The organism is Streptomyces sp. 17_S59 (assembly GCF_056930295.1).
This window is the reverse complement of sequence record NZ_JBXOWD010000001.1, coordinates 6147406-6172786: the sequence shown is the minus strand read 5'-3', so window position 1 is coordinate 6172786 and position 25381 is coordinate 6147406. Positions and strand designations below refer to the sequence as shown.

Genomic DNA, 25381 nt, shown 5'->3' with positions numbered 1-25381 from the left:
GTCAGCCACTTCCGTCCGCCGGGCCACGAAACGGGCTTGTTGCGGACTGCCGCTCCGACAGCGGCTCCTCGCGCATTGCGAGCGCGAGGACGAAGGCGACCGCCATGAAGGGCACGGTCCAGCCGAAGACGGCATGGAAGGCCGCGGCGCTCTCCGCCGGGCCCGGTCGCGGGGAGTGGAGCCCGGCGGTGAGGACCGCGCCGAAGAGGGAGGCCCCGAAGGCACCGCCGATGGTGCGGCAGAAGTTCAGTACCGCGGTGGCGGCGCCCACGTCCTCGTGCCCGACGGCGTTCTGGCCCGCCAGCAGCGCGACCTGGACGAAGAAGCCGAGCCCCGCACCGGCGACGGCCAGCGGGACGATCAGCCACAGGGCCGTTGTGTCCGGCCCGGCACGGCTGATGACCGCCAACGCGCCACCGGCGAGCACCGCGCCCGTCACCGGATAGAACTTGTACCGCCCCGTCCTCGCGATCACCGGCCCCGAGAGCGCCGCGGCCGCGACGAGGCCGAGCAGCAACGGGATGACGAACAGCCCTGCCCCGAAGGCGGACTTGTGCTGCACGAGCTGCAGGAACATCGGCACGTAGAGCATCCCGGCGAACAGCACCATGCCGACGAGCAGATATTGCGCCGCCGCCAGGCTGAAGACCGGGCGGCGGAAGAGCCGCAGCGGCGTGATCGGCTCGCCCGCCCCCCGCTCGACGAACGGATACAGGACCAGGGACGCTCCCCCGAGGGCGATCAGCCCCAGGATCACGGGCGAGCCCCACGCATGGCGGTGCCCGCCCCAGGTGGTGACCAGGACGACGGACGTGGTGAACACGGCCGCCACCAGCGCCCCGGGGACGTCCACCCGGCCGCCCGCCTCCGCCGGCCGCGGCAGGCGGAGCCGCAGCGCGACGACCACGAAGGCGACGACGCCGATCGGCAGGTTGACGTAGAAGATCCAGCGCCACGACAGCCCGTCGGCGAACGCGCCCCCGAGCAGCGGCCCGGCGACGAGCGCGAGCGCGGCGACCATGCCCAGCAGGGCCTGGTGCCGGGCCCGTTGCCGCGGTGACGCCAGATCGCCGGTGATGGCGAGCACGAGCGAGGTGATGCTGCCGCCGCCGATGCCCTGCAGGGCGCGGCAGAGGGCGAGATACGGCACGCTGCCGGCGGTGCCGCTCAGCAGGGAGCCGCACAGGAAGACCGCGAGGGAGAACTGGAAGATCCTTTTGCGGCCGTACATGTCGCCGAGCTTGCCGAAGACCAGCGTGGTCACGGCGCTCGTCAGCAGATAGGCGGTGGCGACCCACGAGACGTCGGTGGCGGTGCCGTGCAGGTCCCCGGCGATCGACGGCAGGGCGGTCGTCACGATCGTCTGGTCCAGATTCGCGACGAACAGCGCCAGCATCAGCGGCAGCATCACCGTCACGGCATCACCATCACGGCGCGTCCGAGGACGACGGATGTTCCGGATGGGTGCGGTTGCGGCATATCCACCACAACCAGGCCGCGTAGTCGGTGCACGCCCGCACCGAGGCCTGCCACCCGGCGCGGCCCTCGCGGGTGTTGAGGCGTTCACCCAGGGCGTGCGCGGCGACGTGCAGGACGGCACCGGCCAGCGCAGCCGTCCGGTACTCCTCGGCACACAGCACCCGCATCATGCGCTCGCGCTCGACGGAACTGTCCCGCAGCACCGCGTACAGGCTCCTGCGCAGCTCGGCGGTGGGCCGCCCGGGGTCGCAGAAGATGCGGTGCAGGGCCGTGGCGAGGTGCTCACCCGCGCGGACCGCGGACCGCCGGCGGCGGCCGTGCCCGGCGACGCTCCCGGTGTACGCGAGGCATTCGGCGTCCCGCAGCGCGAAGGTGAGTCCGGATGCAGTGAGCGGGTGGCAGGTGCCGACCGCATCGCCCACCAGGGCGTACGGGCCGCGGCCGTGGAAGCTCCGCGGGCGCAGCCGGTTGGCCGCCCACTGGACGCCGTCGTGCAGCAGCGCGTCGTGCAGGGCGTCGGCCATGGCCTCCGGAAGGAGGGGGGCGTAGGACCGGCGCAGGAAGGCCGGCAGCGCGCCGGAGCGCAGCGGCAGCAAGGGCACGTCGAAGGTCAGCCGGACGGTGTCACGGTCGAGCCGGTAGGCCAGGGCGGCGCCGGGGCCGCCTGCGAAGACATGGCCGTAGCCCTCGGCCGGCAGCGGCACTCCGCGTAACAGCACCCCGGCCGTGCGCGAGACCAGGATGGTGGGAGCGGGGGCGGGGCGCAGCATGCGCCGGATGAGGGACGTCTGCCCCTCGGCGCCGACGACGCGCCGCACACGGACGTGCCGCGGCGGGTGGGCGCCCTCGGTGCAGGTGAGGGTGGTGTGCTCGACGGACCGGACCCGGGTGCCGAGGGCCAGGGTGATGCCCGGGTGGGCGGATGCCCTGGCACGGAGAGTGGTGACCAGGTCCTGGTGCCGGATGGTGACGGCGCGTTTGCCGTCCGGGCAGGCGAGCGTGATGGGGGTGCCGCCGTCCTCGGGGTGCAGGACGAAGCCCAGGGCGGGAGTCGTACGGGCCGCCGGCAGCTCGACGCCCAGCCGGAGCAGGACGTCGAGCCCGGTGGGATGGATCCACTCACCGGCGAGGCGCGCCGGGGGCCGGTGTGCCGCCTCCAGCAGCAGCACGCTGAGACCGCGTCGCGCATGGGCGAGGGCCGTGGCACAGCCCGCCGGTCCCGCGCCGACGACGGCGACGTCGTACGCGACCGGGTTCATGGCTTCCTGCGGCGGTAGCGCAGCAGGCAGGGCCGGCGGGGCGGGGCGATCAGCGCCAGGCGGACCGGACGGACGTCGTGGTCGGCGAGTTCGAGGTCGAAGTCGCGGAGGAGGGCACTCCAGAAGACTTTGATCGCCTGTTGGGCGAAGGACATACCCAGGCAAGGGTGGTGTCCTCCGCCGAAGCCGATCAGCGGGCTGGGAGTGGCGCGGTGTTCCGCACGGCAGGTATAGCGGTCGAGGTCGTAGTGGTCGGGATCGCGGAAGACTTGCGGCAGACGGTGGGAGGCCGCAGGAGACACCAGCACCATGTGACCGCGCGGCACCCGGTGCCCGCCGATGTGCACGTCCCGGGCCGCGGTGCGCAGAATGCCGCGGGCGGACGGACGCAGGCGTTCTGCCTCCATCAGGCAGTGGCCCAGCCTGTCCATCCTGTTCAGCAGCTGCAGGCTCGGTGCCGGCGTCTCGCCGAAGAGCATGTCCTGTTCGGCGCGTACGACGGGCAACCACCGGGGGTGCTGAAGAAGGAGGACGCCCGTCCACGCGACCTGTACGGCGGTGGTCGCGTAGCCGCCGAACAGCAGGCTCATCACGACGGCGGCAGCGGCGTTCGCGTCGGGTGCGGTGCCGTCCGGCCGGGGCGTGCCGGTGATCGTCTCGAACAGGCCGTGCTCGAGACCGCGGGGGCGGTCCCCGGGCGCGATGTCCTTGATCGCACGGGCGAGGGTGGTGCGTGCGCGGTCCCGTCGGCGGTAGGCCGGCAGCGGTGCCCTGGGGCCGATCGCAAAGGAGATGTAGAAGGCGGACTCCAGCCGGTCCAGCAGGACGGGGAGGGACGGCCCCATCGCGGGACCGAACCGGGGCCCGATCAGACAGTGGGCGGCGAAGAGCGCCGTCACCTCGCGGGCGGCCGTGACGAGGTCGACCTCGCCGCCTGGGCCCCAGTCCGCGGTGTACCGCTCGACCAGTTCGTACATGGTCGTCACATGCTGCGCCATGGCCTCGCGCCGCAGCACCGGGCGCGCGACCTTCTTCTGCCAGGCGATGAGTTCGGGGGGATCGTCGAGTACATGGCCCTCGCCGAAGACGGGGGTGAGACGGCTGTGCATGAATTGGCGGTCGAGTTCGCTGTCGTCGTGTCCCAGGACGGCGGCGTTGAGCTGCGGGCTGCAGAAGGAGGCCACCTTCGTGCCCAGGACGGTGAAGGTGATGGCTTCGCCCTGCGTGGCGTGGTGGCGCAGCAGGAACTCCCCGGGATCGCGGAGGAAAGGAAGGGCGTGGCCGATCAGCGGCAGGCCGCCGGGCACGGCGGGCAGCTCCCGGGCCGTGCTCGTGTCCGGCCCGGAAACCGGGTGCTCTCCGTGAACAGGACGGTTTCGTGCGGGGTTCGGCGGGCCGTCGCCGGTCACGATCCTTCCTCCGCGCGGCGGGCGTGCCAGTGTCCGATGAAGAAGGCGCCGCTGCGGGCACCCGTGCAGAGCGCGCGGGCCCCGTCGGCCATCATGCGCAGCAGGGGCGGCAGCTCGTCGCGGGGCGGCAGCTGCGTGACGAGTTCCTCGAGGTGGTCCCAGTTGAGGGCCCAGTCGCCGACGTCCCGGCCGTCGCTGACGTGAATGTCCGTGAAACCCGCGGCCGTCAGGTCCTGCCGGAGCTCGCCCACCGTCGCCAGGGAGGGCAGGCCATGAGCACGGCAGATGTCCTCGGCGATCCCGTCCGCCCCCGCTGCCGCGGCGCGCATCCAGTCGTATCCGGTCCACACCGTGCCCGGCCGCAGCACACGGGCGACTTCGTGGTGGGCACGGGGTTTGTCCGCCACGTGGCACAACGCCTGGATGCTGTAGGCGGCAGTGAAGGCCGAGTCGTCGAAGGGCAGGGCGGTGGCGTCGCCGACACGGAAGGAGGCCCTGTCGTCGAGCCCTCGCTTCCGGGCGTTGTCCCGGGCTTCCCGGACCCGGTCGGCCACCAGGTCGACCCCGACCACCCGCGCCCCGGTGTGGACGGCGATGGTGCAGGCGGGGCCGCCGACGCCGGAGCACAGATCCAGCACGTACGAATCGGCCGTGAGCCCAGCCCGGTCGGCCAGGTCCTTCACATGGGCCTCGGTCGCCTCCTCGCGGCTCTGCCCGGGGCTGTAGCAGGGGAAGTGCTGATGAGGGCCCCAGCTCTCCCGGTAGAGATCCCCGACCAGTGTGTAGTACTGCACCACCATCGCGGTGGACTCGTCGCGGCGGCGCCGGGGGTCGGCGGTGAGAGCCTGGAACCGCGTTGTCGCATCGATCTCAGTGGTCATGCCGCTCCTCGTGGTGTGCCGGACATGCGGGGTCCGGGGCGAGTGAGGTGACCGCCCGCAGGTAGCCCCCCAGGGCCAGGGTCGGGAAGTAGGCCGCGTAGAGCCGGTAGTTGATCATCATGGTGGAGAAGAAGACCGCATTGACGTGGTCATCGCTCCAGGAACCGTCGGGCCGCTGGGCGGAGCACAGCCACTGGATGCCGCCGGTGACGGACGGGTGCCCGGGGCCAAGGGTGTTCAGCCCGGCCAGCACGGCCCAGCTGGTCATCTCGGGCAGACCGTGTTCGCGTGCGATGTAGCGGCGCTCGACACAGCCCCGCCAGTCCTCCCCCCATCCTCCGTCCGCCAGCTGGCTCGCTGTCAGCCAGTGTCCCAAGGCGCGCAGGGACGGATCGTCGGGTGAGGTGCCTGCCGCGCGCAGTCCGCGGGCCGCGTGGAACGCGGCATAGGTGTAGTTGATGCCCCAGGTGCCCGCGAAGGATCCGTCGGGGTTCTGGGAGGAGCGCACGAAGTCGATGCCCCGCCTGATCGCCGTGTCGACCCGCCGACGCCCGTCCGGAGGGAGAAGGCCGCGCATCCGGGCCAGAGCGGTGAGCGCGGAGCCGGTGCAGTCCACGGACGACGCATCGACCATGCAGCCGGCGAACATCTCCGTCGGGTTGAGCACTTCCAGCCATCGGCCGGCGCGTTGGCGGTCGAGTGTGCCGAAGCCGCCGTCGCTGTTCTGCCGGTCAAGGATGACCTCCAGAGCGGCAGGCAGGCACCACGGCGGGAAAAGGCCGACCGGGCGAGCGCATGCGCGATGGAGGTCCGGGGCGTCCCGCACGCTCAGCAACGCGTCAACGGCTTCCGCCGTGCAGTCGCCGACCGGCCAGCGGCTGTCGCCGTCGGAGAATGCCCAGCCGCCTGTCACCACGCGCAGCGGAGGCGCCAGTCCCGGATACGTGGTGACCTGGGCGTCGCGCAGGTACGCGTACGCCCGGAGAAGCGCCGGACCCGCCTGCTCCGGGCGGTGTTCCGGCCCCGACGCCAGGAGGGCCTGCGCGGCGAAGGAGGTGTCCCACACCGGGGATCGCTCGCCGCACATGCGCACCCCGTGCTTCCCGTCCGACCAGCGCCAGTACTCCAGCCTGGCCACCGCCGCGTCGAGCAAAGGGTGACGCGAGTCGTGCGCGAACAGCACCAGGCACTCCACCAGCGCGTTGACCGAGGACAGGCCGTGCACCGGAGACGCGTGCTGCTCGTCGACGACAGCACGGTGGCAGCGTTCCAGGGCGGCACGGCGCAGCCGGCGGCTGTGCGTGCGCTCCCAGCAGCGCAGGCCCTTTTGGAGGGCGCGGAGGAGGCGACCGCGGGGGAAGACCACATCGGAACCGCGGACGGCCGCCTTGCCCGCTTGCTCGACGGGCCCGGGGAACAGCTCACTGCCGAGTTCGCCGGCCAGCGGCCCCAGGTCCGCGCGGAACCGTGCTCCGTAGAGGTAGCTCATGGCCTGGTAGAGCATGCGGGTCCAGCCGAGCAGCCGTTCCGGGTGGAGCGGGACCCACCGGGGAAGGAGCATCGCCTCCGGAGGGAACGGGGCCACCTCGCGATAGGGCACCAGACCGAGCACTGCGAGCCAGAACATTCCCCACTGCGGGACGGCTCGCGTACCGCCCGGCTGGTCGCTGAGCCACTTCCTGGCGTCGGCGGCCAGCGGATCGTCCGGCCCCGCGCCGAGCAGGCGCAGAGCCACATAGGCCAGCATCGTGGCGTACGGCGACGGAGGACCCGCCGGATGCATGCCCCAGCCGCCCTGCTCGGTACGCGAGTTGGCGAGATAGGTGATCATTCCTTGCCGGGACGCCTCGTCCGGTGGGCGCCCCAACACCCGCATGACGATGACGTACTGGGAGAGGATCGTGGAATTCCACTCCATCTCGCCCTCCCAGGACCCGTCGTCGGCCTGAAGACCCAGGAGGCGCGCACAAGCGGCGTCGTACGCGGCGCGTACGTCGGGGGCGGGATCTCCGGCGTTCATCGAGAGGCGCTCCTTCTGCTTGCGGTCGGTCGACGGTGGCACGCAGCCGGGCGACGAGTGCGAGAGAGAGGGGGACGCCCCCGGATGCTATGCATCGCCGCCATGACGGGACGGAGAAACGTCATTCATTCAGACAGGTGGTAAATACGCCTGGCCGTACGGTCGGTGTGCGAGCGGTTCCGGCCAATGCCTGGATGGGACAAGGGTGCTACTCCAGCACTCGGCGGACCTCGCCCGTGCCCAGCCGGATCACGGCCCGGGGTCGCATGGGCTCCTCGCCGCGCCGGGAGAGCAGGACCACCTCCTCGACCACCGCCGACAGCGCGCCGAGCCGGACGGCGCACTCGGCGGCCAGCCGCTTCGGGTCCTGAGTGCGTCCGAGGGACAGATGCGGGGTGAAGCGGCCGCCGCGCCCGCGGCAGAGCGGGAACCGCAGCTCCAGCGCCCGGTGGAGCCGGGCCCACGGCGCCGGGTCCGCCGCGGCCGGATCGAGCCAGACCGTCGCATAGTGCCGGTGCCGGAAGTACCGCACTCCGGTCAGACGCGCCGTGAACGCCCCGCATTCCGCGGCCCCGGCGGAGAGCAGCGGCAGAGCCCGTGCGAATTCCTCCTCCGGCACGAATCCGAACAGCAGATTCACATGCGGCGGCCACCGCCGCACCTGTGGATCGTGCTCCCACCGGATGTCCTGGATCGCCGGCCACAGCTCCTGCGGCGGCAGCCACGCCACGGCCGTCCGGGCCGTCGGCACCGCCTCGAGCACGTCAAGCGGCTCGGCCGGCTCGACCCCGCCGAAATCCGGATCCACGTCCACACTGCCATGATCTGTGAAATTCGGATCGCATGACCGCTCCTCAGAAGTGATGCAGCTGCGCCTTGAAGATCACAATGATGAGACCCAGGACCAGGTTGACGACCCCGGCGGCCACGACCAGCCCCTTGGAAGCTCCGGCGCGCACCGCCGCCGCGCTCGCCCAGCCGATCTGCTCCGCGATGGAGACGGCGAGCGCGAACCATGCCGTCCCCTCCAGCCCCAGCCCCAGCGGCCGGCTGACCGCCACGGCAATGGCCGGGAGCACCGCCGCCTGGGCGATCGGCCACTCGTGGCGCGCCACGCGGCCGACCACGGCCCAGGACAGATGCCCGTAGGACTCCCAGTCGCCGATAAGGCCGGCGTAGACGTGTGCGCCCCAGAACACCAGGCCGGTGACGAGGAGGAGCAGCACGAGCCCCAGCCGGGGGTACGGCCCGAACGTGCCGGTCCCGGCCACGACGGAGGCGGCCAGGAGCGAGCCGTAGACCGCGCCTCCGTAATTGGTGCGCCGTTCTGACGGCCGGTGCCGCTCCTGGCCGTCCTCGCCCTCGTACGCGTCGGCTCGACCTGCCACAGCCCCCAGGATCGCGGCGGCCGCACCGGCCCGCACGGCGGGCGCGCCGACGAGGGGCCATGGGGGTGATTGCCGCCGCCGGACCGGTGCACGGCCCGGTCGCCCACTTCGGCGGGCCCGGAGGGCGGGGGCGGTGAACCGCAGCGCGCGGACGGCGGGTTCCGGTCGTCCTGCGACTGCCGTGCCGGAGGCGCCCTACCGGGTCCCGCGAGTCGCCCCTATGCTCCAGCGCACCACCCAACCCATGGGCAGCTAAAGGGAGTTGACGACGTGGCGGAACGCGCAGGCAGTACCCGCCGGGGATTCATCGGCGGTGCGACGGTCGTGGCCGCCACGGCGGCGCTGGGCGGGACGGCACGGGCTGCGGCCCGTGCCTCCGGCGGCCGGTCCGTCGCGGTGCTCGGCGGCGGCGTCGCCGGGCTGACCGCCGCGCACGAGCTGGCCGAGCGGGGCTTCGAGGTCGCGGTGTACGAGCGCAAGGACGCCCTGGGCGGCAAGGCGCGCAGCATGGACGTCCCCGGCAGCGGCAGAGGCGGTCGCAGACCGCTGCCCGGTGAGCACGGCTTCCGCTTCATACCGGGCATCTACCACAATCTGCCGGACACACTGCGTCGCATACCGTTCCCCGGCAACCGCAACGGCTGCTGGGACAACCTGGTCGCGCCGAGCGAGACGCTGGTCGCCCGCACCGGGCGCGAGGACATCCGCGTCCCCCTTCCCGGCGGCAGCCGCCGGCCGTCCCCGCTCACCCCGGACGAGCTGCGGCGGATGCTCGTGGCCTTCCTCGACACATCCGTCCGCCTGCCCGCGCACGAGATCGCCTACTTCGCGGAGCGGTTTCTGGTCTGGCTCACCAGCTGCGAGCAGCGCCGGTTGGCGGACTGGGAGAACGTGCCGTGGTGGGAGTTCACCCGGGCCGCACACATGTCCCCCGACTACCAGCGGCTGCTGTGCATCGGCGTCACCCGCAACATCGTGGCCACCAAGGCCGAGGCGGCCAGCACCAGGACGGTGGCGACGCTCGGCGAGGCGTTCGTCTTCAACGCCCTGGGCCTGGGTGCGGACGGCCCCATCGACCGGCTGCTCAATGCGCCCACCAACGAGGCGTGGATCGATCCGTGGGTGAGGTACCTCGGCTCCCTGGGCGTGGAGTTCCGCACCGGATGGGCGGTGCGGGATCTGCGGCTGGAGGGCGGGCGGATCACCGGGGCGGTCCTGGAGGGCACGGACGGCTCCCGGCAGACCGCCGAGGCCGACTGGTTCGTCTCCGCGATGCCCGTCGAGCACGCCCGTACGACCTGGAACGCGGCCGTGCGGGCGGCGGATCCGCAGCTGGTCCGCTGCGACAACCTGCGTACGGACTGGATGACCGGCATCCAGTTCTACCTCACCGAGCCCACTCCGCTCGTCCACGGCCATATCAACCACATCGATTCCGCGTGGTCGATCACCTCCATCTCCCAGGCCCAGTTCTGGCCCGGTCACGACTTCCGGCGCGATTTCGGTGACGGCACGGTTGCCGACTGTCTGTCCTGTGACGTCTCCGAGTGGGACAAGCCGGGCGTCCTCTATGGCAAGACGGCCAAGCAGTGCACGCGTGAGGAGGTTGCCCGGGAGGTGTGGGCCCAGCTGAAGGCGGGCCTCGACGACACGGGCCGTACGGCGCTCAAGGACGCGTCCCTGCACTCCTGGTTCCTGGACCCGGCCGTCCAGCTCGGCGGCTCCCGTGCCACCAACGACGAACAGCTGCTGATTCACCCGGTGGGCACCTGGCCCAACCGTCCGTCGTCCCGCACCGCCATCCCCAACTTCTTCCTCTCCGGCGACTACGTCCGTGTCGACATCGACCTGGCGACGATGGAGGGCGCCAACGCATCGGCCCGGCAGGCGGTCAACGCGCTGCTGGACGAGGCCGGTTCGGGGGCGGAGCGGTGCACGGTCACTCCGCTGTACCGGCCGCCGGAGCTGGAGGTGTTCAAGCGGCGGGACGAGGCACGGTGGCGGCTGGGGCTGCGGAACGCCTTCGACGTGGGTTGAGACGCCCCTGTTCGTTGAGAAAACCCCGGTCAGCGACGGGATATCGGGCGCTCGGGCGGCGCGATGCGTACGCGCTTCTCGGCGGGCGCGTTCTCGATGTCGTCGAGTTGCGCAATGATCGTGCTGCGCAGGTCGTCGTAGTCCTCGAAGCAGTAGTCGTTGAACAGCGTGTAGCCCGTCCACATCAGGTTGGCGCACACCCGTGCCGGCACCCGGCCGGTCTGGGCTCCCATGCCGACCAGCGCCACCGACTGGATGCTGCCCGGCGCCTTCTTGTTCTGCCGGTGGATCGCCTGGAACGCGGCGGCGCAGGCGAGGGCCACGTTCAGGGTCTCGCTCACATTCTCCGAGGAATTCTCCATCGTCGGCGTCGAGATCAGGAACTTCGGGTCGACCGCCCCGGACGGAACGCACACCGCGCTTCCCACAGGGAGCCGTCCCTCGAACTGGTCGCGGATCGCCCGCTGCACGCGCAGTTGGATACCCGCTCCGAGGTGGCGCTTGATGACTGCGTCGACCCCGCCGTCCATCCGCCCCCGGGAATTGGTCGGACTGACCCAGGCGTCGGCCTTCTCGTCGAGGACCGAGCCTTTGCGGATCTCGATCTCGGGGGTGTCGGCGAAGGCCGCCCGCCATGCCTCCACCACCGCGGTGTTGATGTCGGTCAGCACGACCCTGAGCGGCGGCTGGGCGTGGTACTCGGTCATGGTTCACTCCGATCCGGAACGGTCACTCGACTGATCGGCACGTTACAGCGCCCCACTGACAGAACAGCCGGTCCGGCCCGGCGCCCGCACGAGCCGGAGGGTGACTGTCAGTGGGCTGGCCTATCGTCATGGGCACTTCGCCGACCAGGCCTTCCACCTGCACTGTCCGATCCTTGGGAGCCCCTCCGCCATGAGCGATGCCCACACCCCTGCCACGCCCGACGCGCATGACCCGCTGGCCCTCGCCGAGCTGTTCAAGGGCGGCGGTGAACCGTGGCTTCCGCTGCTGAAGCCTGTCATCGAGGCGCAGCCGGACGCGGCTGCGTTCATCGGCCCGGGCCGCGGTCCGGACGTCGTCCCCGTCCGCGAACTGACCTTCCAGGCGCTCAAGCCCAATCCCCCGCACAAGTGGAAGGTCGTCGTCTTCGGCCAGAATCCGTACCCGCGGCCGGAGAGTGCCACCGGCATTGCCATGTTCGACAACACCTTCCACGACTGGAAGGACAGCCAGTTCGGCAGGGTCGTCAGCATCCGCTGCATCATCAAGGCGGCGGCGATGTGGAAGTACGGCATACCCAAGAAGACCCCGATCGCCGACATTCGGGCGCTGCTGAAGAAGCAGGACACGGTCCAGCCGCCGGAATGGTTCCAGGCGATGCTCACGCAGGGTGTGCTGCTGCTGAATGCGGCACTCACCGCCAGCAGTGACGGGGCGAGGGGAGACGACCGGCACGCCACGTTCTGGCGCCCGATGGCCGAGCGGATCGTCGAGGAGATCCTCAAGGCCAAGCAGAATGCCGACGAGGAGGACCGCGGCGTCGTCTTCGCGTGGTGGGGAGCCCACGCGCGCAGTCTGAAGAAGGTCGTCCTCCGGCTCCAGCAGAAGTACCCCGAGGTCGAGGTCCGGCACATCGACCACCCGAATCCCGCGGCGCAGGGCGACATCTTCTGCGACGGCGACCACTTCGCGGTGGTGAACGACGCCCTCGCATCGCTGGGCACCGAGCAGATCGACTGGCTGCCGAGCAAGGGGTGGGACAAGGCCGCGGCGGGGCCTGACGGGGGGACGAACAGCAGCGGCGTTGCCGAGCGCATGGGCGCGTTCATCACGTCCACCATGGAGCTGCACCAGCTGTATCTCGAGCGTCTCGCCAGCGTCAAGGACGAGGGACTCGCCCTCCCCGCGATCACCGGCGTGTTCGACACCCCGCTCATGGACTTCCGCGACGCCGTCGCCCCGGTGGCCAAGCTGCTGTCCGGTCTCGACTGGCATGTCGGGCTGTCCCACGAATTCGGCAAGCGGCGGGCGGACGAAGCGGAGGCAGCCGGCAGCAACAGCCTGTCCGCCGACGCGATTGCCGCCCTGTACCTCTACACCTGCGAGTCCGCGTTCTACCGGGAGATCAACGCCATCCTGCGCACCCCGGACCGGTCCAGGCTCGTCCCGTACCTCCCGTATCTGCGGCTGCTGTTCTCGGCGGTGTCGCGACTTCCCGCCCACACGGAGCCGTTGTGGCGCGGGGTGTCGCTGGACCTGCGGGCGCAGTACCCGATCGGCCGGACGGTGACCTGGTGGGGCGTCTCCTCGTGCACGTCCAAGCTCGGCGTGGCACAGGCGTTCCTCGGCAGCCGCGGCAAGCGGACGCTCTTCGAGGTGCGCCCCGCCCGGGCCGTGGGAATCCAGCGTTTCTCCGCGTTCACCGGCGAGGAGGAATACATCCTCCCGCCGGGCACGCAGCTCAAGGTGACGGACGTAAAGGCGGAACGCGGTGGCCTGTGCACCGTAAAGCTGACCGAATTGGAAGAGCAGACCCTTGTTTCCTAAAGCATCCGTTCGAACCAGCGTCCGCCGGCCGCCACTCGGCGGTGGGGCTGCCGGCCGGGGCGGGGCCAGGTGTGGTGGTGCCGGTCGATGACGTAGTGGTGGCCGTGCCGCCAGCCACCCGTGATGTGGCGGGCGTCGGCGAGGTGAGGGTGGCCGACGGGCAGGTCGGTGTGGATGTGATCGAGCCGACCGGGGTCGTGACCCGGCCACGCCACAGTGGCCACCAGCGTGGCGGCCAGCGCGATGACACCGAGCACGACGGCAGTGACGGGCAGCCCTGCGCCTGTGGCGAGCCATCCGGCGAGGGGGTAGGTCAGCAGCCAGCAGCTGTGGGAGAGGGAGAACTGCGCGGCGAACGCGGCGGGCAGGTCCGCGTCGGCGGCGGAGCGGCGGACGACCCGGCCGCCCGGGGTCAGGACGGCAGAGGAAGCAGCCCCGATCAGCGCCCAGATGGCGAGCAGTCCGGCCCAGGACCAGGCGCCCGGCGCAGCAGCGATCAGCGTGGCGGCAGCGGCCAGGACCGGCGTCAGGGCGAATGCGGCGGGCAGCATGACGGCACGGTCGCCGGCCTTGGTGAGGACGCGGGGCAGGACGAGGGCGGTGAGCATGGAGCCGGCCCCGAAGGCACCCAATGCCAGCGACACCGCACCGGCGGGCTGGTGGAAGTGCTCGCGAACGATGACCACGGTGTCGACGTAGACAATCGCCCCGGCGGCGGCCACGGCGAGGTCGAGCGCGAGCAGGGCCCGCAGGCGCGGGGTGGCCCAGAACAGGCGCGATCCGAAGGCTGCCCCGGCGTAGACGCCGCCGGTGCGCTCCACGGGGGCGGGCTTGGGCAGAACAGCAGAGAGGACCAGGGCGGCAGAGGCGAGGAAACCGACCGTCGTGCCCGCGAACAGCCAGTTGTAGGAGACCACAGTGAGCAGACCGGCTGCGAGTGCGGGGCTGAACAGGCTCTCCAGGTCGTAGGCGAGCCGTGACATCGACAGGGCCTGCGTGTAGTCGCGCTCCTCCGGCAGCACCTCGGGGATGGTGGCCTGGAAGACCGGAGTGAAGGCCGCGGAGGCCGCCTGGAGCAGGAAGACCATCACGTAGATCTGCCAGACCTGGGTGACGAACGGCAGGGTGAGCGCGACCCCGGCCCGGGTCAGGTCCATCGCCGCCATCAGCACCCGCCGGGGTATTCGCCCGGCCAGCGCGCCCGCGACCGGGGCGATGGCGACGTAGGCGACCATCTTGATCGCCAGCGCCGTGCCGAGCACCGCCGACGCGTTGTCCCCGGCAACGTCGTACGCCAGCAGCGACAACGCCACCGTCGCCAGGCCCGTCCCGACCAGAGCGACTACCTGAGCGGTGAACAAGTGGCGGTAGGCGCGGTTGCGCAGCACAGACAGCATGGGCCCCGTCCCGGTCAGCACGGAATGACCCGCCCATCATAAGTTCATGTGCACACGTGTGCACATATCGATTCCAAGCCGTTCCTGGCACGACGTGCCGCACCAGGAGGACCGGGGTCAGTCGTGGGGCGGCAGTGACCCGATCTGGTGGTCGGCGACGTTCAGCGCCTCATCGACCAGGCGCCGCAGATGCCCGTGTCGCAAGGAGTACACGACGCGGCGGCCGTCCTTGCGAGCAACGACCAAGCCGGCCAGGCGCAGCTTCGCCAGATGCTGACTCACCGACGTCCGGGCCGCGCCCGTGGCCTCGGTCAAGGTCGTGACGTCGGCCTCACCCCGGCCGAGCCGCTCCATCAGCGCGAGCCGCGTGCGATCGGAAAGCAGGGCAAGGACCGACGCGGCGACATCCAGTCGCTCGCCGCTGCCATGCTGCTGCGAACGGTGCGTACCTGCTGTTTCCGTGCCCATGCCCATGCCGACATCGTAAGCGCAGGGTTGCGCACCTGTGCACATGTACCGGAAGTACGGCCGCCTTGTTCAGTACAGGTAGATGTCGGTGAGCAGGGCCGCCGCGGCGGCCACGAGGGCGTAGCGGATGCCGGTGCGGGCGGGTTGGGTGGCGAGGGGGCCGAAGGCCAGGGCGAGGGATGCTGCGGCGAGGGTGAAGACCGCGGATCCGGTGTCCTGCCAGCTGACGGGGAAGACGGCCAGGGGTGCGTCGGTGAAGAACTGCTCTCCGTGCGCGGCGCGGAGGATGGCGTTCCACGCGAACGGCCCCGCGGCCGCCGCGAGGGCGGCGGTGGTCAGTGCGGCCCGGTTGCGGCAGCGGGCCGCGAGCAGGAGGAGAGCGGCGAAAACGGCGGAGAGGGCGGCGCCGTAGCCGATCTGCGCCCAGCCGATCATGACGCGGGAGCCAGTGCCGTGGCGTCGAGGGCCGGGCGCAGGGCCTTGGCGAGGGTGACGCCGTCGCCAGTGGACCAGAAGTGCAGGTAGAACAGGCGAGGTTGTTCGTCCTGGCTGTGGTTGTGCAGTTCGACGATGTCGATGTGGCCCTTGCGCAGGGCCTGGATGACCTTCTGGCTCTCGGCCTGGGTCATGACGAAGTCGCCGTTGATGGCGGCTTTGTTGCCGCCGAGCGGCTGGAAGTTGATTCCGGTGGTGATGCCGAGGCCGGACGGCAGGATGTGCCGGCCGTCGTTGACGGCGTCCCGGCGCCCCGCGGTGATTTTGTAGATGCCGCCGTCGGCGGTGCCCTTGCGCCCCAGCGCCTTGTCGATACCCGCGGTGTCCAGCGCAACGGCTGGCTGGGAGGCGGGGGGCTTGGCGGCGGGCGGGGTGGCGGTGGCTGCCAGCGCCGCCTTGACGCCCTTGGCCAGGGTGACCGGGTCGCCCATGGCGTGGATGTGGACCCACCAGACATCGGGATGCTGGGCGAGCAGGTGCTTGTGCACGGCGGTCTGGTCGATCCCGGCGGCCTGGAGCGCGTCGGTGACCTTCTGCAGCTCCGGTTCGGTGACCACGAGGTCTCCCATCAGCATGGCCCCGTCCTTGTACTGGGCGAACGCTGCGTAGCCGCCCAGCGACAGCCCGGGCTTGATGCTGACGTGGTCGGAGGTGACCTTCAGGTCGGTGCGGGGCAGGGAGACGCGGTAGACGGTGCCGCCCATCAGGGTGCCGCTGCGGCCCAGGGTGTCGGCGACGCCCTTCCAGTCGGCGGCGGTCGTGGTCCTGGGCGGCTCCGGCTGTGCGCCGCCCTGCTGATGGCCGGTGTGCCCGACGGCCGCTCCGGCGGTGACGCCGCCGACGGCCAGCGCGGACACCAGCGCCGTACCGGCCGCCAGCCGGGTACGCCGGATCTGTGCGTGGCGGAACATCGCTCCTCCTCGGGACGGAAGCGCATCGGCCGCACGCCGTCCGTACGGCCCACATGTCCCAGGCAAGCGACAGATGATGAAGCTGGGATGAAGACGCCCCCGGCAGGCGGTATCTTCACGGCTCCTTCATGATCAGCGGCAAGGCTTGCTCCCAGCACAGATACGGAAAGGGTGGTGCCGGTGCGAGTCCTGGTGGTCGAGGACGAGCCGAAGATGCGCACGCTGCTGCGCCGGGCCCTCACCGAGGAGGGCTATGCCGTCGACACCGCCGACGACGGCCCCCAGGCCCTGAACCTCGCCCGGGCCGCCGCCTTCGACGCGATCGTGCTGGATGTGATGCTGCCCGGCCTCGACGGCTTCGGGGTGTGCGCGCAACTGCGGCGCCGCGGGGACCAGGTGCCGGTGCTGATGCTGACCGCCCGTGACGCGATCGCCGACCGCGTGGCGGGCCTGGACGGCGGCGCGGACGACTACCTCACCAAGCCCTTCAGCCTCGACGAACTCCTCGCCCGCCTGCGCGCCCTGATCCGCCGCGGCCCGGCCGAGCGCCCGCCGGTGCTCCAGGCCGGGGACCTGCGCCTGGATCCGGCAACCCACCAGGTACGGCGCGGCCAGGCCGAGATCACCCTCACGGCCAAGGAGTACGCCCTGCTCGAAGCCCTGCTCCGGCGCCCGGGCACCGTCCTGACCCGCGACATGCTGGTCGAGCAGTGCTGGGACTTCGCCGCCAGCCCCTACTCCAACGTCGTCGACGTCCACATCCGCTCGCTGCGCGACAAGATCGACCGGCCCTTCGGCACCACCGCCATCGAGACCGTCCGCGGTGCCGGCTACCGCCTGCGCCGCGACGGCGGCCGCCCCCACCCCACCACTCCCCCACCACCGTCATGATCAGCAAAGTGCCGCTGCGGATCCGCCTGACCGCCATCTTCGCGCTGGCCATGGCCGCCGTCCTGGCCGCCGCCGGCTACCTCACCCTCAGCCGCTTCGCCGAATCCCAGAACGAATACGCAGGACGTGCCACCCCCGCCCAGCTCCTCGCCAGCCAGGAGGCCTACGCCGACCTGCGCCGCGAACTGCTCACCGCCCTGCCCATCGTCTTCCTCGCCGCCACCGCCGGCGCCTACCTCCTGGCCACCGCAGCACTCCGCCCCGTGGAACGCATGCGCGCCCAGGCCGCCGCCGTCACCGACACCACCCCGCACCGGCGCCTGCAGGTCCCGCCCAGCCGCGACGAGATCGCCCGCCTCGCCGCCACCCTCAACGCCATGCTCGACCGCCTGCAAGCCGCACTCGAGCGCGAAAAGCACTTCGCCGCCGACGCGAGCCACGAACTGCGCACCCCCCTCAGCCTGCTGAAAACCGAACTCGACCTCGCCCTGCGGCGCCCCCGTACCCCCACCGAGCTGACCGCCGCCCTCACCTCCGCCGCCGAGGAAACCCAACGCCTCGTCGACCTCGCCGAAGACCTCCTGCTGCTCGCCCGCACCGACCAGGCCGACCACCAGCCCCGCGGCCTGCGCACCATCGACCTGGCGCCCCTGCTGCAACGGCTCACCACCCGGCACCGCACCGCCCACCCCGCCACGGCCTTCACCGTCCGCTGCCCCGCTCACCTCCGGGTGAGGGCCGAGCCGACCCGTCTGGAACGCGCCGTCACCAACCTGATCGGCAACGCCCTCCGGCACGGACGCGGCCCCGTCGAGATCACCGCACGCGAGCACCAGGACCACATCGAGATCCACGTCCGCGACCACGGCCCCGGCTTCCCGCCCGGCTTCCTCCCGGCCGCCTTCGACCGCTTCACCCGCGCCGACCACGCCCGCACCACCGGCGGCACCGGCCTCGGCCTGGCCATCGTCGCCGCCATCACCCGCGCCGCAGGCGGCACCCACGGCGCCACCAACCACCCCGACGGCGGGGCCGACGTATGGATCAGCCTCCCCACCGACGCCCCTCGCGGCGACCGCCCCGGCGACGGTCCATGGGGGTGATTGTCGCCGCCGGAGGTGTCGCCGGGCCGTGCCCGCGGGGACTGCACGGTGAGGAGAACCGGCACGGGAGCGCGTGCCGGAGGAGCCGGAGGAGAACGTCATGCGGACCGCCGGCAGGAGGGCGCGGCAGGGGTTGCGGACACCGCGCGTCGCGGCGGTGGCGGGCATCGTCTCCGCCCTGCTGCTGGGCGCCGCCGTCGTGCTGGTGCGCCTGGCCATGCCCGAGCATCCGCAGGACGCCGCCGACTGGTTCGGCCCCACCTCCCGGCACGACGGCCTGAGCACGGCGCTGGCCCTGCTGCCGTTCGCCGGGGTCTTCTTCCTGTGGTTCATGGGTACTCTCCGGGACTATGTCGGCCCGGCGGAGGACCGGTTCTTCGCCACGCTGTTCCTGGGCAGCGGGCTGCTGTTCGTGGCGATGCTGTTCGTCCTCGCGGCGACGGCGGGGAGCCTGCTGGCCGTGACCGGCACCTCGGCGCCCCCCTCGGCGGGCCGGGACGACCTCTGGCAGTACGGTCGCCACCTCGTCCTCACGCTGTTATCCGGTTACTCGACGCGGATGGCCGCGGTGTTCGTCCTGTCGACCACGACGATCGGACAGCGCCTGGGCATCTTCCCGCGCTGGCTGGCCTGGCTCGGCTACCTGGTCGCGCTGGTGCTGCTGTTCTCCGTCAGCAGCACCGCGCACCTCGAACTCGTCTTCCCGGTCTGGATGCTGGCGACCAGCAGCCATGTCCTGCTGGACGCTCTGCGCACACGCGGCGGGGGTGCTACGGGCCCTGCAGAGTCAGCGCCGCGGCGATCAGACCCAGATGGCTGAAGCCCTGGGGAAAGTTCCCGAGTTGGTCACCGGTGCCGGGATCGATCTCCTCGGCCAGCAGCCCGAGGTCGCCGGCGCAGCCGAGGACGAGGGCCAGCCGTTCCTCGGCCTCGGCCGTACGGCCCGTGCGGGCCAGGGCGTTGACCAGCCAGAGCGTGCAGAAGACGAAGGCACCCTCGCCGCCGGGCAGTCCGTCGTAGGTGCGGTAGCGGTAGCAGTGGCCCCCGCGGGTGAGTTCGGTGTCGATCAGGTCGACCGTGGCGCGCATCCGCGGGTCGTCGAAGGGCAGGAACCCGCGCAGCCCCAGCTGCAGCGTGGCGGCGTCGAGGGCGGGTGAGTCGAATGCCTGCATGAAGGCGCCGGTGCGCGGGTCCACCCCGCGGGTTTCGATCCGCGCCCGGATCTCGTCGCGGATCCGGGCCCACCGCTCCCGGTCGTGCGCGCTCCCGACGCCGTCGCCGAACCGGTCCAGCAGCCGGACCCCGCAGTCGAGGGCCGTCCAGGCCATGAGCTTGGAGAAGACGAAGTGCCTGCTGCCGCCCCGCACCTCCCAGATGCCCTCGTCGGGCTCCTCCCAGCGCCGGGCCGCCAGGTCGACGACCTGGCGCAGGAAGGCCAGCCCCCGGGGCCCGGGCGGACCGTACCGGCTCGCCAGGTGCCAGGCGGCGGCCACGATCTCGCCGTAGACGTCCAGCTGGAACTGGTCCCAGGCGCCGTTGCCGACCCGCACCGGCCGGGAGTCGCGGTAGCCCCGCAGGTGGTCCAGCCGGAACTCGGGCAGCAGCCGTTCTCCGCCGATGCCGTACATGATCTGCAGCTCCTCGGCGCGCCCGGCGGTGGTGCGCAGCAGCCACTCGCCGAAGCGCCGGGCCTCGTCCGCGTATCCGATGCCGCCCAGCGTCGAGAGCATCGCGGCGGAGTCCCGCAGCCAGCAGTAGCGGTAGTCCCAGTTGCGCACCCCGCCCGGCGCCTCCGGCAGCGAGGTGGTGGCGGCCGCGGCGATGGCGCCGGTGCGGTCGTAGACGAGGCCTTTGAGGACGAGCGCGCTGCGCACCACCGCATCCCGGTACGGGCCCCGGTAGGTGCAGCGTGCCGCCCAGCGCTCCCAGAACGCGACCGTCTCCGCCAGACGGCCGCGCAGTTCGGCGCCGGGGAGCCGGCGCACCTGCACACGGCCGGCCTCGCCGTGCGTGAGCGCGACGTACCGTTCCTCGCCCTCGCCGACCGTCGCCAGGGCGGTGCAGGTGCCGTCCGCGTGCGGGTGCAGGGGCAGCAGGTCGCTCTGCAGCAGCAGGGTGTCGGCACCGCCGCTCGCCACGAGCAGGTCCTCGGCGGCGGGTTCCAGGAAGGGGGTGGTCAGGCCGTAGTCGAAGCGGGGCGCGAAGGTCAGTTCCACGGGCACCTCGCCCGCCTCGCCGCGGACGCGGCGCAGCAGCAGATGCCCGGGCGGCCGGCGCAGCGGGCGTCCAGGCTGCTCCGGGTCCTCGTGCACGGGCAGGCAGTCGGTCACCGTGACGGTCCCCGTGGCCGTACGGAACGTCGTCTCCAGGATGTTGGTGCCGGGCAGGTACCGGCGGGTCGTCTCATGGGGACCGACCGGGGCGATGCGGAAGTACCCGCCGACCTCGCGGTCCAGCAGCCGGGCGAAGACCGAGCGGGCGTCGAAGCGGTGGAAGCAGGCCCATTCGACGGAGGCGTCCGGGCCGACGAGGACGAGCGAGTGGCAGTCGCTGAGGAAGGCGTAGTCACGGATCGCCGGAGGATCGTGGGCAGGCATCGACGTCCCTTTGGGTGGCGTTCCACGTGCAGGCGATGAACATCTGTGGAGTAAATGGAACATACCCCTCAATTGGAGTCGAGCGCGACAGCGACGAAGGGCCGCATCCGCGATGAAACTTGTCGTCGACCTCAACCGGTGCCAGGGCTATGCGCAATGCGCCTTCCTGGCACCGGACGTGTTCGCCCTGCACGGCGAGGAGGCGCTGATGTACGCGCCCGTGTGCGACGAGGCCCAGCGCGAGCACGTGCTGAGGGCCGCCGCTGCCTGCCCCGTCCAGGCGATCCTCGTCGAGACGGACGAGGCCCCCGCCGCTGCCGGACGGAGCGGTTCCCATGACCGTTGACGGGGCCCTGCAGACACTCCGGCGCGAGGGGCGCATCGTCGTCGTCGGAGCCTCCCTGGCGGGCCTGCGGGCCGCCGAGACGCTGCGCGCGGAAGGCTTCACCGGATCGCTGACGATCATCGGGGACGAGCCCCGCGAGCCCTACGACCGGCCCCCGCTGTCCAAACAGGTCCTGCTCGGCCGCGTGCGCCCCGACGCCACCGACCTGCCCCGGCGCCTGCCCTTCGAGGCCGAATGGCGGCTCGGCACGGCGGCCACGGGGCTGGACCTGGCCGCCAGGACGGTACGCCTGGCGGACGGCGAGGAGGTCGGCTACGACCGCCTCCTGATCACCACGGGCGTCCGCGCCCGTCCCTGGTTCAACGAGGCCGAGGCCGCCCTGGACGGCGTCTTCACGCTGCGCACCGGCGACGACGCGGCCCGGCTCGAACGGCGGCTGGCGGCCGGGCCCCGCCGGGTCCTGGTCGTCGGCGCCGGCTTCACCGGCTCCGAGATCGCCTCCGCCTGCCGGGAACGCGGCCTGGACGTCACCGTCGCCGAACGCGGGCCCTCACCCCTGGTGGGCGCGCTGGGCGGGGTGGTCGGCGCGGTGGCCGCGGACCTGCAGCGGGCCCACGGCGTGGACCTGCGCTGCGGCATCACCGTCACCTCGCTGGAGGGCGACTCGGTCGGCCGGCTGCGGCGCGCCCACCTGTCCGACGGCACCTCGCTCGACATCGACGTCGCCGTCGTCGCCCTCGGGGCGACCCGCAACACCCGGTGGCTGGACGGGTCGGGGCTGGCCGCCGGCCCCCGGGGCGTGGCCTGCGACGCCGGGTGCCGCGCCTTCGACGTCCAGGGCATCGTCACCGACGACGTCTTCGCCGCCGGGGACGTTGCCCGTACCCCGCACCCGCTCTTCGGCTATCAGTTCCTCTCCCTCGAGCACTGGGGAAACGCGGTCGCCCAGGCCGAGACCGCCGCCCACAACATGATCAGCGCCACCCCGGACCGCCGGGCCCACCTGTGGGTCCCGTGCTTCTGGTCCTCCCAGTTCGGCGTCAACATCAAATCCGTCGGCGTCCCGCCCATGGGAGAGGAGATCGTCATCACCCAGGGCTCGCTCGCCGAGGGCCGCTTCACCGGCGTCTACGGCTACCAGGGCCGCACCATCGCCGCCGTCACCTTCGACAACGCCAAGTGGCTCGACTTCTACCGGGAACGGATCGAGGAATGCGCGCCGTTCCCGCCCGAGTTCGACAACGTCGACCGGCGCCCGGAAGGGCTGCGCCCGGTCTCCGCGGACTTCCCGGACCCCTCGCTCCCCAGCCACGGGCCCACCGTCACCCTCAGCGGCCACGACCCCACCCGGCGCCTCGTCCGGTTCACCCCCGCCCGCGGCTGACACCGCGCCACCACCGCAGGAGAGCGTTCCATGGCACCGGGCACCTTGCTCCAGCAGATCACCGACTACGCCAACCGCGCCGACCCCTACCCGCTCTACGCCGAACTCCGCAGGACGCCGGTGGCCCGGCAGGACGACGGCACGTATCTGGTCGGCGGCTACTACGAGATCAGCAGTCTGCTCCACGACCCGCGGCTCAGCTCGGACGCCCGCAGACTCGTCTCCCGCGGAACCGAGGACCTGCCGCCGGAGGAGGACACCAATCTCCCGCCCTCCATGCTCCGGCTCGACCCGCCCGAACACGACCGGCTGCGCCACCTGGCCATGCGCCACTTCGGCCCGCCGAACTCCCCGACCCGGGTGTACGACATGCAGGGCGAGCTCAACGCGACCGTCGCCGCGCTCGTCGAAGGGTTCGAGGGCAAGGACCGCATCGACCTCGTCGAGGACTTCTCGTACCCCTTCCCGGTCACGGTGATCTGCCGGCTGCTCGGCGTGCCCCGCGAGGACGAGGCCCGCTTCCACGGCTGGGCCGACGCCATCGTCGGCGCCCTCGACCCCGGCACGGGCGACGACCGCGAGGCCAGAATGCGGGAGAGCCAGCAGGCCCGGGCCGACCTGGGCCGCTATCTGGGCGGGCTCATCGAGGAGCGGCGGCGCACCCCCGCCGACGACATGCTCTCCGGCATGGCCAACGACCGGGGCCCGGACGGGCGGATGAACCCCATCGAGCTGATCAGTACCGCCGTCCTGCTGCTCGTCGCCGGCCACGAGACCACCGTCAACCTCATCACCAACGGGATGCTCACCCTGCTCCGCCACCCCGACGTCCTCGACCGCCTGGCCAAGGACCCCGCCCTGGCCGTCCCGCTGGTCGAGGAACTCCTGCGCTACGAGCCGCCCGTGCACCTGATGCCCCCGCGCATCACGCTGGCCGACGTCGACATCGCCGGCACCACGATCCCCCAAGGGGCGACGGTCCTGCTCGCCCTGGGCGCGGGCAACCGCGACGCGCGCCGCTTCACGGATCCCGAGTGTTTCCGCCCGGAGCGCCAGGACAACCAGCACCTCGGCTTCGGCAGCGGCATCCACAGCTGCTTCGGGGCCCCGCTGGCCCGCCTGGAGACCCAGTTCGCGCTGACCGCCCTCGCCCGCCGGCTGAAGAAACCCACCCTGGTGGAGGACCCGCCCCCCTACCGCCGGAACCCGGCCCTGCGCGGCCCCCGGCACCTGGCCGTCGCCTTCGAGGGACTGGAGGCATGAACCCCTGAGGGGCGCATGGGCCTTCAAGGGCGCTCTTGAGTCTTCCGATGCGCCTTCGGAGCAGGTGGACAGCGTTCCTGCCGGGGAGGAGCGTTGCCCCATGCGTAAGTGCGCTCGCTGGGCCATAGCCCGTTTCAAGAGGCTTCCCTGGTACGGGAAGCTCATTGCCCTCACAGTTGCCGGTGTGGCCGGCTACTTCTTCGGCCAGTTCCTCATCGCCCTGGTCGTCGGCCTGGTGGCGTTCGTCGTCGCCACGGCCGCAATCGTCCTTCTGCCGGTCTTCGGACTCCTGGGCCTCGCCGGTGCCGGCAAGAGGCACAGCCGCCGGGAGGATGAGGAGTGGTACGAGCTGAACGATCCACGGCGAGACGAACGCACGCACGCGGGGGACCTTCCTCACTTCTGACAAGTCAGGTTCCCCGGGCGCGCATTGTCCGACGAGGTCAGCCCGCAGGGGACATGGCGAGTTCGGCAGCGTACGGAGGCCGGGCGCCGGCGCGGGAGCAGGTGACCGCGGCCGCGCGGGCCGCGAAGGCCAGGATGTCGTGCCACTGGTCGGCATCGAGGGCGGGGGACGCAGTGAGGGCGCCGTGGCTGTCGAGCCGGTGCAGCAGCGCGGCATTGACGGTGTCGCCCGCGCCGATGGTGTCCACGACCGTCACCCGCTCGCCGGGAACGGACAGTTCACGGCCGTCGCGGGTGAGGACCGTCAGCCCCGCGCCGCCGCGGGTGAGCACGACGGCGTACGGGCCCGCGGCCAGCCACTCCCGGACGGCGCTCATCGGGTCGCCTCCCGGGCCCGCGAGCCAGGCCGCGTCCTCCTCCGAGAGCTTGAGGAGGGTGACGTGCGGGAGCCACGAGCGGAAGCGGGCCCGGTAGGCGTCCGCGTCGGAGATGAGACCGGGGCGGACGTTCGGATCGAGGGCCGTGAACAGGCCGCGGGCGGATGCGCGGCGCATCAGCTCCTCGTACGCGCTCGCCCCGGGCTCCAGGACCAGGGAGCAGGTGCCGAAGGAGACGGCGCGGGCCGCTTCGGGCAGGGTGTCCGGGCCGGTGAACAGGCGGTCCGCCGTGCCGTCGACGTGGAAGGAGTACTCGGCCGAGCCGCCGTCGCCGATGTGTGCCACGGCCAGGGTGGTGGGTTCGGGGCCGCGCTGGACCAGGGAGGAGTCCACGCCGTCCGCCGTCAGGGCGCTCAGCAGGGCCCGGCCGAAGTGGTCGGTGGACAGGCGGGAGCAGAACGCGGTGGGGGTGCCGAGGCGGGCCAGGGCGACGGCGGTGTTGTAGGGGCCGCCGCCGCGCTTGGGCAGCAGGGCGGGAAGGTCGTCGCCGACGGGCCCGTCGTGTTCCAGGGGCCCCGCGGGAACGAGATCGATGAGGGCTTCCCCGGCGACGATGATCATGGAGTGGGACCTTTCGGACGGTGGGCCGGGCAGGTGGGGCCCGACGGCGGTTCGAGGCCGGTCCGCGCGGCTCCGGGAGCCGCGCGGACCGGCACATACAGGTGTACAGGCCCCGGGC

General features: G+C 71.8%; 23 protein-coding genes. 9 read left to right on the top strand and 14 right to left on the bottom strand.

Annotated features, from left to right (window positions below; all coding sequences use genetic code 11):
- Nucleotide 1 precedes the first annotated feature (1 nt).
- The 7 genes from AC1Z4A_RS28005 to AC1Z4A_RS27975 all read right to left on the bottom strand — a co-directional run bounded on the left by AC1Z4A_RS28005 (nt 2) and on the right by AC1Z4A_RS27975 (nt 8436).
- Complete coding sequence (locus AC1Z4A_RS28005; protein WP_483683756.1) at nt 2–1408, bottom strand: MDR family MFS transporter; 1407 nt, start codon at nt 1406–1408, stop codon at nt 2–4.
- Between the two features lie 19 nt (nt 1409–1427).
- Complete coding sequence (locus AC1Z4A_RS28000; protein ID WP_483682642.1) at nt 1428–2738, bottom strand: FAD-dependent oxidoreductase; 1311 nt, start codon at nt 2736–2738, stop codon at nt 1428–1430.
- A complete protein-coding gene (locus AC1Z4A_RS27995; protein WP_483682641.1) occupies nt 2735–4147 on the bottom strand; it encodes a cytochrome P450 in 1413 nt (470 codons plus the stop codon). The genes AC1Z4A_RS28000 and AC1Z4A_RS27995 overlap by 4 nt, the downstream gene beginning before the upstream one ends.
- Nucleotides 4144–5028, bottom strand: a complete 885-nt coding sequence (locus tag AC1Z4A_RS27990) for an SAM-dependent methyltransferase (RefSeq protein ID WP_483682640.1) — start codon at nt 5026–5028, stop codon at nt 4144–4146. The genes AC1Z4A_RS27995 and AC1Z4A_RS27990 overlap by 4 nt, the downstream gene beginning before the upstream one ends.
- Nucleotides 5018–7048: a prenyltransferase/squalene oxidase repeat-containing protein gene (locus AC1Z4A_RS27985; protein WP_483682639.1), complete on the bottom strand. Its 2031-nt coding sequence runs from the start codon at nt 7046–7048 to the stop codon at nt 5018–5020. The genes AC1Z4A_RS27990 and AC1Z4A_RS27985 overlap by 11 nt, the downstream gene beginning before the upstream one ends.
- A gap of 208 nt (nt 7049–7256) precedes the next feature.
- Nucleotides 7257–7862, bottom strand: a complete 606-nt coding sequence (locus AC1Z4A_RS27980) for a 2'-5' RNA ligase family protein (RefSeq protein WP_483682638.1) — start codon at nt 7860–7862, stop codon at nt 7257–7259.
- A 40-nt stretch (nt 7863–7902) separates the two neighbouring features.
- Nucleotides 7903–8436: a hypothetical protein gene (locus AC1Z4A_RS27975; protein ID WP_483682637.1), complete on the bottom strand. Its 534-nt coding sequence runs from the start codon at nt 8434–8436 to the stop codon at nt 7903–7905.
- A gap of 270 nt (nt 8437–8706) precedes the next feature.
- Between AC1Z4A_RS27975 and AC1Z4A_RS27970 the strand changes: the two genes are divergently transcribed.
- Complete coding sequence (locus AC1Z4A_RS27970; RefSeq protein WP_483682636.1) at nt 8707–10473, top strand: hydroxysqualene dehydroxylase; 1767 nt, start codon at nt 8707–8709, stop codon at nt 10471–10473.
- A gap of 29 nt (nt 10474–10502) precedes the next feature.
- Here AC1Z4A_RS27970 and AC1Z4A_RS27965 read toward each other — a convergent pair whose 3' ends face one another.
- Nucleotides 10503–11180 (bottom strand): macro domain-containing protein, encoded by a 678-nt coding sequence (locus AC1Z4A_RS27965; protein ID WP_483682635.1) that lies wholly within the window; start codon nt 11178–11180, stop codon nt 10503–10505.
- 190 nt (nt 11181–11370) lie between these two features.
- Between AC1Z4A_RS27965 and AC1Z4A_RS27960 the strand changes: the two genes are divergently transcribed.
- Nucleotides 11371–13005 (top strand): ADP-ribosyltransferase domain-containing protein, encoded by a 1635-nt coding sequence (locus AC1Z4A_RS27960; protein ID WP_483682634.1) that lies wholly within the window; start codon nt 11371–11373, stop codon nt 13003–13005.
- On the opposite strand, the gene AC1Z4A_RS27955 is transcribed toward AC1Z4A_RS27960, so the two are convergent.
- From AC1Z4A_RS27955 to AC1Z4A_RS27940, 4 genes are all read right to left on the bottom strand, one after another.
- Nucleotides 13002–14402 (bottom strand): MFS transporter, encoded by a 1401-nt coding sequence (locus AC1Z4A_RS27955; RefSeq protein WP_483682633.1) that lies wholly within the window; start codon nt 14400–14402, stop codon nt 13002–13004. The two genes, AC1Z4A_RS27960 and AC1Z4A_RS27955, sit on opposite strands and share 4 nt — an antisense overlap.
- A gap of 117 nt (nt 14403–14519) precedes the next feature.
- Nucleotides 14520–14876 (bottom strand): ArsR/SmtB family transcription factor, encoded by a 357-nt coding sequence (locus tag AC1Z4A_RS27950; protein ID WP_483682632.1) that lies wholly within the window; start codon nt 14874–14876, stop codon nt 14520–14522.
- A gap of 63 nt (nt 14877–14939) precedes the next feature.
- The gene (locus AC1Z4A_RS27945) at nt 14940–15305 is read right to left on the bottom strand and encodes a hypothetical protein (protein ID WP_483682631.1); all 366 of its coding nucleotides are present in this window, start codon (nt 15303–15305) and stop codon (nt 14940–14942) included.
- Nucleotides 15302–16276 carry a DUF1259 domain-containing protein gene (locus tag AC1Z4A_RS27940; protein WP_483682630.1) on the bottom strand — a complete coding sequence of 325 codons (975 nt, stop codon included), beginning with the start codon at nt 16274–16276 and terminating at the stop codon, nt 15302–15304. Before AC1Z4A_RS27940 ends, AC1Z4A_RS27945 begins: the two co-directional genes overlap by 4 nt.
- Before the next feature lie 180 nt (nt 16277–16456).
- Between AC1Z4A_RS27940 and AC1Z4A_RS27935 the strand changes: the two genes are divergently transcribed.
- The 3 genes from AC1Z4A_RS27935 (at nt 16457) to AC1Z4A_RS27925 (ending at nt 19090) form a co-directional block, all read left to right on the top strand.
- On the top strand, nt 16457–17167 hold the full coding sequence (locus AC1Z4A_RS27935; protein ID WP_483683755.1) for a response regulator transcription factor: 711 nt from the start codon (nt 16457–16459) through the stop codon (nt 17165–17167).
- The gene (locus tag AC1Z4A_RS27930) at nt 17164–18270 is read left to right on the top strand and encodes a sensor histidine kinase (RefSeq protein WP_483682629.1); all 1107 of its coding nucleotides are present in this window, start codon (nt 17164–17166) and stop codon (nt 18268–18270) included. The genes AC1Z4A_RS27935 and AC1Z4A_RS27930 overlap by 4 nt, the downstream gene beginning before the upstream one ends.
- Nucleotides 18271–18370: 100 nt before the next feature.
- Nucleotides 18371–19090, top strand: coding sequence for a hypothetical protein (locus AC1Z4A_RS27925; RefSeq protein ID WP_483682628.1), 720 nt, complete (start codon nt 18371–18373; stop codon nt 19088–19090).
- On the opposite strand, the gene AC1Z4A_RS27920 is transcribed toward AC1Z4A_RS27925, so the two are convergent.
- Entirely contained in the window at nt 19041–20867 is a 1827-nt protein-coding gene (locus AC1Z4A_RS27920) for a glycoside hydrolase family 15 protein (protein ID WP_483682627.1), read from the bottom strand. The genes AC1Z4A_RS27925 and AC1Z4A_RS27920 overlap by 50 nt on opposite strands.
- A gap of 112 nt (nt 20868–20979) precedes the next feature.
- Here AC1Z4A_RS27920 and AC1Z4A_RS27915 point away from each other — a divergent pair, with 112 nt between their 5' ends.
- From AC1Z4A_RS27915 to AC1Z4A_RS27900, 4 genes are all read left to right on the top strand, one after another.
- The gene (locus AC1Z4A_RS27915) at nt 20980–21213 is read left to right on the top strand and encodes a ferredoxin (protein WP_483682626.1); all 234 of its coding nucleotides are present in this window, start codon (nt 20980–20982) and stop codon (nt 21211–21213) included.
- Nucleotides 21203–22597 (top strand): NAD(P)/FAD-dependent oxidoreductase, encoded by a 1395-nt coding sequence (locus AC1Z4A_RS27910; RefSeq protein ID WP_483682625.1) that lies wholly within the window; start codon nt 21203–21205, stop codon nt 22595–22597. The genes AC1Z4A_RS27915 and AC1Z4A_RS27910 overlap by 11 nt, the downstream gene beginning before the upstream one ends.
- A gap of 30 nt (nt 22598–22627) precedes the next feature.
- Nucleotides 22628–23860, top strand: a complete 1233-nt coding sequence (locus AC1Z4A_RS27905; RefSeq protein ID WP_483682624.1) for a cytochrome P450 — start codon at nt 22628–22630, stop codon at nt 23858–23860.
- Nucleotides 23861–23960: 100 nt separating this feature from the next.
- Nucleotides 23961–24266: a hypothetical protein gene (locus tag AC1Z4A_RS27900; RefSeq protein ID WP_483682623.1), complete on the top strand. Its 306-nt coding sequence runs from the start codon at nt 23961–23963 to the stop codon at nt 24264–24266.
- A gap of 37 nt (nt 24267–24303) precedes the next feature.
- Here AC1Z4A_RS27900 and AC1Z4A_RS27895 read toward each other — a convergent pair whose 3' ends face one another.
- The gene (locus AC1Z4A_RS27895) at nt 24304–25263 is read right to left on the bottom strand and encodes a carbohydrate kinase family protein (protein ID WP_483682622.1); all 960 of its coding nucleotides are present in this window, start codon (nt 25261–25263) and stop codon (nt 24304–24306) included.
- Nucleotides 25264–25381 lie beyond the last annotated feature (118 nt).